We start from the raw sequence: 3690 nt of genomic DNA on the forward strand, positions 1-3690 counted from the left end.
TTGTTGCCAGTTTTATTTTAGTCTAAATGCAAAATTGAAACTTCTTCTTCCAATAAAGGACCTATTACTTCAAGCTTTCTACCACCTTTTTCCAATAATTCTCTTGTTGGCATTTCAAATACCCAGTTTGGATTATCTCGTCCAACAATTTCGTAATATCTTTTTTTACTTAATCCATAAACAAGCTTCCCAATGCCACTCCAATAAATGGCAGATGTACACATAGGGCATGGTTCGTCACTAGTATATATAGAACAACTGTTGAGGTATGAGTAATTATATATTTTACTGGCTTTCCTTATTAAATTGATTTCAGCGTGTGCAAGACAATCGTTGTCTGTATTAATAGTGTTTTCCCCTTTTAAAACAACCTCTCCATCTTTATTAACTAGAATACAACCAAATGGCAAATTTCCTTTTTTCTTTGATTCTTTTGCCATTTCTATTGCTATTCTGATATTTTTATCATCATTCTTCATGAATTAAATCCTCTAATGTTGCGTGTTTCAAGAAACAAATTTAGTAAATAAAGACCAAATGGAAATCCGCGATGATTTTCGTAACTAGGCTAGAACTAGGAATAAATTATATGTTATTGTATGTTCTTTAAGATATGCTGCGTGTCACTTAGTTATTTGACTAAAATTCAATTGATCTGTTTCCCAATTCCAGATTGACATACCGAAGTTTCCAGAATCTTCAATAACTTTCATTTCAACATTACTTATTATTTCAATAACTATTTTCCCATTTAAATTACCTTTTCCAACAGAAATATCTGACCAATCTAAAATTATGCGATTGTCAATTATTGTTCCATTTCCAACGTGACACCAATTTTCGCCAAGTTCATTTTCTGTTGTCTTGTTGTTCATTCCTAACCAAAAAACCTTATTTTGAACAATATTAATCCAAAATAAATTCTCTCCAGTTGATTTCCACACTCCATTTTTTATCGGAGTCTTCTCTTTTTTAATTTTATCATTCATTTTACTAGTATTATTTTGCCCTTTAAACTTGCCTAAGCTTTCTATCTTCAATCTGGCATGTTCATTTTTTGGATAGAGTTCAAGCGATTTTTTGTAATTTTCAATTGCTTTTTTGTTTTCTCCCAAAGATTCATAAGCCTCTCCCAAGCTATCATATGCATTAAATGAATTAGGAAAATTTTTTGTATTCAAAATAAAAAAATGCTAATGCATTGGACTTGTCAATTTCATTTCGACTTTGAAGCATTCTATAACCTATTTGATTCACTAGATGCTCCGGTGGCCTAAAATCCCATGAAAGTCGCTGAGAAAGTGACTGAAAATGTTGAATTAGTTCCTCTATGCTTTCCACATCGCGATGGTAAATTCCATAGCCTTCAAAAATGCTTAAAATGCCATTATAAAAAGCTATAGGAGGAACGGACCCATGGGTTTCATTTTCAAAGTATTCTAATTTTGCAGGAAATTCACCTTCGCATTTACTATTCAAAGCTTCGTACAATCTTACATGACGATCGCGATTTCTAATATTTCTTTTGCCCCAATTTGCTGTGGCAATGTAAAGGAATCTTTCAAATGATTGCTCAGTCAGGGAATCCAACTTTTTGTCCATGGTTTCAGAATCCCATGTACCAAAACTTGGGTCAACCGCAATAAATGAATTGAAAACGGTCTTTTCTTTCATATAGGTATGAATAGCCAGCAAACCACCTAAAGAATGTCCAAAAAGGATTCGATAAGGGGCTGTTCTATAATTTTGATCCAACTCAGGTATAAGTTCATCTTCCAAAAAGCTTAGAAAGCTATCTCCACCGCCTGTATTATTCTCTCTAACTGTAATAATTTTATCGGGTGTATAATCTCTTCTTCTATCAACATTTTGAATACCAACTACAATCATCTCTGGAATTTTCCAACTTCGGGATAAATCGGAACTCATATAGTTAACCATACCTGAAATTGCTTTAAAATGTATATTTCCATCAAGAACAATGAGCAACGGATATTTCTTATAGTATGATTCTCCTTTGCTGTAAGATTCAGGTAGGCTAACCCAATATTCTCTATTTTCATTTAAAATATTGGAGTGGAGTATATGTTTTGTACCGATTACAATTTGTCTGACATCTTGTGATTTTACTTGATTAATTCCAATTAATAAAAATAGTACTATAATATGTTTTTTACTCATTCTGTTGGTTTCTGTATGATTGCTAACGACCTACTAAACGCAGGTTGGTCTAAATTTAATATATTAAGTGAACGTAGCCAAATTGGGTTTAGGCACTGTTGTGTTTAGTTTTGTTCGATGTCAGGTTTTGGCTTAGAGTTAATATATTCTCAAACAATTTGTTTTCTTAGTCTTAGGATTATTCAACTTTTTCTAGTCTTCATTTCAGGTTTCATTTTCTCAAATTGGCTACAACGGCCTCGGTTATGAGGCGTAAGGAAGATTTGAATAGCAAAACTTCAAACTTTGCACAGAGCCAAAACTTTGTTTTAAATTATAATAACTTAATCCGTCAAAACGAAGTTTTGGCGGAGCTAATTTAAAAAACGCTAGTTTCGGAACTAGCTTAATTCCTTATGCCTTATTAGCTGTTGTTATAAGAATTTATTTATCTTCGCACTTATTATTGTCATGGTTTCTTGATAATTCAGCAATGAATGTACTTAAAGTATTTTTACATCCTATTGGAATCAAATCTCCACCTACATTATTTATTTTTATAGTCATATATCTCGCTTCAAAAACAACAGTATATTCATCACCAAATATCCTTATTGCTTTATCTGTGTAACCATATAATTCATCTTTACCAACACTGTTGCAATCCCAATTTAATGAAATTAAAGTCTTTTTAACCAATTGTTTAACCTGTGTTTTATTGTAACTTTTGTATGGAATTCTAGCTTTTAATTTAACTGGTTTGCCAAAACTGTAGCTAGTAGCTTGAGGAGAAAAGTAATTATTAGAAGGATTGTGGGTCTGCTTATTAACTGTTTTATCTTTGGGTTTTATCGATTTCGGTTCGTCTCCATTTACCTTTACATCCACTTTCTTGTTCTTCCATAGCTCAAGTATATTCATAAACAAATAAATTTCCCTACTGAAAATTAAATCTAAATCAAAAAGTACTTGTTTATTTGATATTGGAAATTCTATCGAATAGTTTTTATTTCCTTTATAGTCTTTAGTGATGTATACATTCAACAAATCAATATTCTCAATTAAAATTTCAATTTTGCTTTTGTTTGAAGTTATTTCAATCGCATTCTCAGTAAATAATATTTTCCCTTTTGATGGTGTTACTCTATAAACCGTAATTATAAGCAAACATGAAATCGCAACAATACACATTAAAAATATAGTAGTCGTGAAGTGACTTAAACCCATAATTTCAAACAATGAAGGTCTTTCTTTACTACTAACTCCAACAAAATACAGAAAGACAATTATAGAATGAATAATAGCAACTTTTATTTTAAAGCGCTTAAAACTATCCAATTTCTCTGAATCTTTTATATCTAGTAAAAGAGTTTCTGTTGTGTTCATCTGAGCTTTTATTTTATTGCTTATAACGGTTTGGCTAAAATTTGAGGGCGATTTATAACTACCGCCTTATCAAAACCGCTGCCGTTTAAAGTTTTGTTGTTTTATCAAGTTGAGCGTCACCGCCCTTAAATTTTAACTTTTGTG

At 31.4% G+C, this 3690-nt stretch carries 4 protein-coding genes; all 4 read right to left on the reverse strand.

Annotated elements, in window-relative coordinates:
• Positions 1–17: 17 nt before the first annotated feature.
• Positions 18–479 carry a nucleoside deaminase gene (locus JCM15579_RS19825; RefSeq protein WP_054723033.1) on the reverse strand — a complete coding sequence of 154 codons (462 nt, stop codon included), beginning with the start codon at positions 477–479 and terminating at the stop codon, positions 18–20.
• Between the two features lie 144 nt (positions 480–623).
• Positions 624–1181: a tetratricopeptide repeat protein gene (locus JCM15579_RS21090; protein ID WP_218186262.1), complete on the reverse strand. Its 558-nt coding sequence runs from the start codon at positions 1179–1181 to the stop codon at positions 624–626.
• On the reverse strand, positions 1159–2181 hold the full coding sequence (locus JCM15579_RS19830; RefSeq protein WP_157471579.1) for an alpha/beta hydrolase: 1023 nt from the start codon (positions 2179–2181) through the stop codon (positions 1159–1161). The genes JCM15579_RS21090 and JCM15579_RS19830 overlap by 23 nt, the downstream gene beginning before the upstream one ends.
• A gap of 423 nt (positions 2182–2604) precedes the next feature.
• Complete coding sequence (locus JCM15579_RS19835; protein WP_054723036.1) at positions 2605–3546, reverse strand: hypothetical protein; 942 nt, start codon at positions 3544–3546, stop codon at positions 2605–2607.
• Positions 3547–3690: the final 144 nt, after the last annotated feature.

The sequence above is a fragment of the Marinifilum fragile JCM 15579 genome (assembly GCF_001310955.1).
Classification (GTDB): domain Bacteria; phylum Bacteroidota; class Bacteroidia; order Bacteroidales; family Marinifilaceae; genus Marinifilum; species Marinifilum fragile.

Bases quoted from the DNA above. Each gene is read 5' to 3' on its own strand.
- JCM15579_RS19825 (WP_054723033.1), bottom strand. From the start codon at position 479: ATGAAGAATGATGATAAAAATATCAGAATAGCAATAGAAATGGCAAAA.
- JCM15579_RS19835 (WP_054723036.1), bottom strand. From the start codon at position 3,546: ATGAACACAACAGAAACTCTTTTACTAGATATAAAAGATTCAGAGAAA.
- JCM15579_RS19830 (WP_157471579.1), bottom strand. From the start codon at position 2,181: ATGAGTAAAAAACATATTATAGTACTATTTTTATTAATTGGAATTAAT.